The 5,245-nt window shown below is 47.0% G+C and carries 6 protein-coding genes; 3 read left to right on the forward strand and 3 right to left on the reverse strand.

Translation table 11 applies throughout. From position 1 onward, the window contains the following. From AC5JL3_RS25115 to AC5JL3_RS25125, 3 genes are all read right to left on the reverse strand, one after another. On the reverse strand, positions 1-371 hold a 371-nt coding region (locus AC5JL3_RS25115), incomplete at its 3' end, for a hypothetical protein (protein WP_496077074.1). Between the two features lie 158 nt (positions 372-529). Next, on the reverse strand, positions 530-859 hold the full coding sequence (locus tag AC5JL3_RS25120; protein WP_496077075.1) for a hypothetical protein: 330 nt from the start codon (positions 857-859) through the stop codon (positions 530-532). After that, entirely contained in the window at positions 816-1,106 is a 291-nt protein-coding gene (locus AC5JL3_RS25125; RefSeq protein WP_496077076.1) for a hypothetical protein, read from the reverse strand. The genes AC5JL3_RS25120 and AC5JL3_RS25125 overlap by 44 nt, the downstream gene beginning before the upstream one ends. A gap of 281 nt (positions 1,107-1,387) precedes the next feature. On the opposite strand from AC5JL3_RS25125, the gene AC5JL3_RS25130 reads away from it, so the two are divergent. From AC5JL3_RS25130 to AC5JL3_RS25140, 3 genes are all read left to right on the forward strand, one after another. After that, entirely contained in the window at positions 1,388-1,612 is a 225-nt protein-coding gene (locus tag AC5JL3_RS25130; RefSeq protein ID WP_496077077.1) for a ribbon-helix-helix domain-containing protein, read from the forward strand. A gap of 194 nt (positions 1,613-1,806) precedes the next feature. Beyond that, the gene (locus AC5JL3_RS25135) at positions 1,807-4,851 is read left to right on the forward strand and encodes a DUF3854 domain-containing protein (RefSeq protein ID WP_496077078.1); all 3,045 of its coding nucleotides are present in this window, start codon (positions 1,807-1,809) and stop codon (positions 4,849-4,851) included. A 6-nt stretch (positions 4,852-4,857) separates the two neighbouring features. After that, positions 4,858-5,181, forward strand: coding sequence for a hypothetical protein (locus AC5JL3_RS25140; RefSeq protein WP_496077079.1), 324 nt, complete (start codon positions 4,858-4,860; stop codon positions 5,179-5,181). Positions 5,182-5,245 lie beyond the last annotated feature (64 nt).

Consider the following 5,245-nt stretch of genomic DNA (forward strand, 5'->3'; position numbering starts at 1 on the left):
CCTTGGGCATATCTTTCTAGTATTTGGTGTTCAATTTCTGTCATCCCTTCTCCTGATTCGTCTCGTGCGGACTGATTTTTCGTGAGCTTTGGTGCTGCTGCTTGCTTTGAAGTCGCTTCTTTGTTGAAAAGAACACTTGCCATTGCTCGGATTTTTGGGTCGATAATTAGAACCCGGTGATGTTTCCTCATTCGCTTCCTGACCGTCGGGAGCTTTCGCCTGATGACTACGTCTTTTCCTTTCGCGACATCGATGTCGCGAAGGGCTTCAAGAGCTTTCGCCTGATGACCACGCCTATCGAAAGCGACACTGTATCGCCTTGGACTTTGAGAGCTTCCGCCTGATGAGTACGTCTTTTCCTTTCGCGACATCGATGTCGCACAAAGGACATCGGCTGACCATTCCCTTGCAATAACAAGCCAGGAGGCTAAGGTGTTGCGGCAGTTAACGCATACGAAAAAATTGCTTTGACAACAAAAACCACCCTATCTGAGGGTGGCTGTCTTTTAAAACGTTGTCATAACAGCTTTCAACGTCGTGCTTGAAGCTCAAATTGTGCTATTAGCTGCTCCGGCGTTACACCAAACGTCTTCAACCACCAAGACGCGAACGCTAGTAGGCGCATCGGTCTATCAGCCGGTTCCCAACGTGATTGAGCGTCCTTGTCACTAAGCCAATGTTGGACGGTCGATTCGCTCACTCCCGCCAACAGTCCTAGTTCTCTGTAGCTGACAGGCGCCCACAGGATGGCAAACTCTGATGGGTGCTGCTTTCCGTAAAACCAGTTTTGAAAATCCTTGACTTCTGGATTCTCTCTAACCACTTGCCTCACCCCCATCTCGACTTTTGTTGAATTCACTGAGCAACTCAAGGTCGGCTTCATACGCCCAGTCTTCTTCGCAGTAAGGATAGCTACGGCTATTGGGATGTAATTTCACTAGATAATGCCAGCCCCATAGGGTCTTACACGAAGCACTCTCGTTCGACCAAATCCGACCGCTTACCTCTCCGTAATCGTGTGCTGGGACTTTCGCCCAAATTACTTCCTCTCCTAGCGCAAATTTTGGGGGAGATTTTGGGGGAGAACTGATTCGTTGATGGATCATCGCTTTCAAACCATTAGTTGTTGAAAAGCCAAGCGTCTACGCTTCGCTGAGATAAACAAGTGGCTAATCATTGCTAAGCGCTTGGTGGATTGGAGTCGAGGAAGACGAGATTAGGACAATAGGACAACGCCCACTTCTCATTAGCGCAGTGGACATAGTAATGCCTAAGAACAGGTCTTCGTCAGTGCTGATTCATTGGGCAATATAGCATATTATTAGTGGCAAATAGCCACTAATCAGCCACAGTTTGTAGGCTAATACCCTCTACCTCGGTGCTAAAGATGTACGATGGAGCCGAGTTAAATAGATGCGACCCAGTGAGTAAGCGAGTTTACGTGACACTGCCAGATGCAATTTATGAGGATTTAGAGCAATGGGCTAATTCCCAAGGTCGTGCTGTTGCAAACCTAACAGCGTTCTTGATTGAAACGGTAGTAACAAACGCTAAGGAAGAAGGGAAAATTCCACCGAAGAAACCACCTACGAAGGAAAAGGAGGCAAAGTGACTGAAACACCTAAGCTCTTATGATGCAGACGATAGAAGAATAGGTGTCCATCGGCACATCTATTAAAACAAAGAAAATCTCACCAGCAAGGGCTGACGTGGAAAATCTCCCTGGCTGGTTTTGGAGAGCTAAAAATAGCTTGTATTGACAGGCTATCACAGGCTCTCTCTGGCAAACAAACTGGAGGGAGAAAAATGGCTGTTACAGACACCCAAAATTTTGTAGATCAACATTCCCAGACGACATTCAATACAGCACAAAAGACACTTACCGACCAGCACTATAAAGAGTGTGTTGACAAACGAAAGTTAGATCGCCGTTGGATAGAGGTCAACTGCCGCTCAGTAACTACAGAAGAAGCCTCAATGTTACTGGGATATCAAGCCAGCTCAGGTGGAATCTGGATGGATGGCGTTGGTATCCAGGGGCAGTTGATGCCAGATAAACCTTGGATATCACAAAAGGATAAAGCTAAGGGCAAGAAGAAAGCACCTAAATACCGCGCTCCTCAAGACGAAAGCGGTGACTATGACGTAATGCTGCCTCTGCACCCAGATGCTCCAAACTACTGGAGTGACTTGGAAGCTTTGAAGCGGAAGTGCTATGTCGTTGATGATTATCCTTGCTTAGTTTTGACTGAGGGATTCTGGAAAGCGATCGCCGGTTGTTCAAACGACATCCCCACCATTGCTCTGCTAAGTGTATCAATGGGTCTTACTAGTTCCAAAGCCGATCCACAGGGAAAGCGCTATCTGGTCAAGACACTAGAACAATACGCTAAAGCTGGATTTGGATTCATTATTGGTTTCGATGCTGACTGTACAACTAACGAACTCGTGCTTTGGGAACAACGGAAACTCATTGCTCAACTTAAACTGTTTAAAGTTCCGCTCTACTCCATAACAGGACTGTGGACAGTTGACGAGGGTAAGGGGATGGATGACTATATCCAGATCAACGGCGCTAATCGCTTCAAGTGGGAGGTGATGGGTAAAGCTGTCAATATTGAAACCTGGGAAAAGCAGTTCCAGCAACCCTTATCAGGTGACTACAAGAAGACCAACAAAATTCCACCCGCTGATATCGTTGCCTGCGAAATAGCCGAACAGTATCGAAACGAGCTGAGATTTAACAATGAAATTGGTGGGTGGATGCGTTACGGAACCGACTTTAACGGTCAATGGTCTGTTGAAACGGATGAATATGTTGAGTCGATAATCAGCAACATCATTGATGGGAAAGGCATCACTGGCTATAACAGCAACAGCTATATCGTCAATATTGTCAAAAAGTTAAGGCACATTCTGATTGAGCGAAAATGGCAGGAACACTCCCCTAATAAATTACTGCCATTCCGCAATGGAGTTTTAGAGGTCGCTACAGGAGAACTGCTGTCTCACTCACCAGCCTATCTACTCACTTGGCAGCTACCACGCGAACATAATCCAGAAGCAACAGACTGGAGTGGGATTGATGCCTACCTTGACCATCTATCAGCTAACAACCCTGCGCTCAAGAATATTCTGCTGTGCTTCTGTAATGCTGTCTTAAAGGGACGGGCTGACCTCCAAAAGTTCCTTCACCTAATTGGACTAGGAGGAACCGGGAAGGGCACATTTGGACGCTTACTCACCGACCTAATTGGGGAAGAGAACATTTTCAGTACCACAATGGACGATTGGTGCAACAACCGCTTTGAGGCGGCTAATGCCTATCGCAAGCGTCTGGTTGTATTCTGGGACGAAGATAAGCAGACCGGGAAGTTAAGTAAGTTTCTCTCACTCACTGGGGGAGACTGGGTACGGGCAGAGGAGAAGGGTAAGAAGGGCTTCCAGTATCGTTATGACGGCATGGTGCTAGTTCTATCTAACCTGCCGATTTTTACCGGCGATGCTGCCTCACGGATAGCGCGACGGGTATTGCCAGTACCTTGTAATAATCCGGTGACCGCAGCAAGTAAGCGTGACCTCAATACAGAGTTCCAAGCAGAACTAGATGCCTTCACTAACTATGTTTTATCACTGTCAAATGAAGAAGTCACCCGAACTTTAACCGGACTGGCAGCCATTCCCGAATGTACTTTGGAGTTCTGGGAGAATCGCATTCGTGTAGATTCGATTGCCGCTTGGGTGAATGACTGCGTAATTTATGATGTCATGGCACAAACTCCCATCGGCTCTGACAAAAACGAAGCTGACAATGGAGCATCACCAATTACTCTCTACGGTTCCTATAGTCTTCATGGCAAGCAATCAGGTACTCAGGTCAAGGCGGTCAAGAACTTCTCACCAGATCTCTTAGAACTCTGCTGTAGCGTGCTGGGCTGGAAGATAGAACGTGTTGTCACTAAGACTGGGAAATTTATCAAGGGTTTGAGACTTCGTACTGAGATGGATGGGAATATTCCCACTCATGATTTCACTCTTTTAGAGAAAGTTAGCTCCGCAGGAGCTGCTAGACCTAACGGTCTCGCTTCGCTAACGACAGGTGACGAGTCGGGTGACGAGTCAGGTGACGAGTCAGAAGCTATACAAGATGCTGCTTTTAGCCAAGGTGACGAGTCAACTCAAACTTTTGGAGAAAATCAAGAAGTATCAACTTTGATTCAAATTGGAAAAGCTGAATTATCCTCTTTCCCATCTCTCACTAAAGTGGAAGCAAAAACAGAGGTAGGTTGTGCTGCGGAAATAGAGGTTGACTCGTCACCTACGCTAGAATGCCCAGAAAATCAGTATCCTGACCCGTCACCTGACCCGTCACCTAACTCGTCACCCGTGACGTTCACTGAAGCTGATTACTTAGACTTTCCACACCCAACCTGCGACACGCTAGAGGCAAAGCGGAACCGAGTCTACAAAATCAAGAATTGTCTACTGGAAGCGAAGACCAAAGAAGAACTGACGGCTATTAAGGAAAAGTTTGGTAATCAGTTCCTGTGGGTTTGGAGTCACCCAGTCTTGACTAAGGGAGAGAAAGCAAAGATAAGTGCGATCGCTTTGGCAGAGCAACTGGATTTGCTCAAAACACCAAGTACTGAAGAAGTCTATCGATATATTGGTACTTGCCCAGCTTACGGTCGTGTCAATGGTCGGTACGCTGCCATAGAGCCAGACACACTAGTTGTGATTCTAGATGTGACTCACTCCTCACCCGATCTGGTGTACGTGCGTCCTGTGACAGGTGCAGAAAACTGGGAGGATGGTTTAGCTGTAAAGCGTATCGATTTGTCATTAATTTGAGAGCGCATGAGCAAAAAAAAGCGAAAGACCGGACTGAGTGAAGTGAAGCGAATTGATAGCCGTTGTCCAAAACCTGTAGGGGTTCGAGAGTTGATGGAATGGGTAATTGCCCGTGACCTGACTCTTGATAAGTGGCGCAAACAGATGCAATCTGAGAACGGCGAGGGAAGTGTGGCGGCTTGGCTCAACCAACGCTGCGTGATTGACCCAAGTGCCGTTACCCCAATAGGTGATGGCACTTCTATTCGAGGGATACGGCTTCGCACTCCAGCTGATACTCAGCCAACGATTGAAGAGTACCTCTGTGAGCAAGAATCCCGTTCCCGTTAAAGAGCGCAGACTAGTGCAGCGAGGCGGAAATAAGTGACCAGTTAAAAAAGGAAGCAAAAAGGGA

This window comes from Symplocastrum torsivum (genome assembly GCF_059505465.1).

Bases quoted from the DNA above. Each gene is read 5' to 3' on its own strand.
- AC5JL3_RS25130 (WP_496077077.1), top strand. From the start codon at position 1,388: ATGTACGATGGAGCCGAGTTAAATAGATGCGACCCAGTGAGTAAGCGA.
- AC5JL3_RS25140 (WP_496077079.1), top strand. From the start codon at position 4,858: ATGAGCAAAAAAAAGCGAAAGACCGGACTGAGTGAAGTGAAGCGAATT.
- AC5JL3_RS25135 (WP_496077078.1), top strand. From the start codon at position 1,807: ATGGCTGTTACAGACACCCAAAATTTTGTAGATCAACATTCCCAGACG.
- AC5JL3_RS25125 (WP_496077076.1), bottom strand. From the start codon at position 1,106: ATGATCCATCAACGAATCAGTTCTCCCCCAAAATCTCCCCCAAAATTT.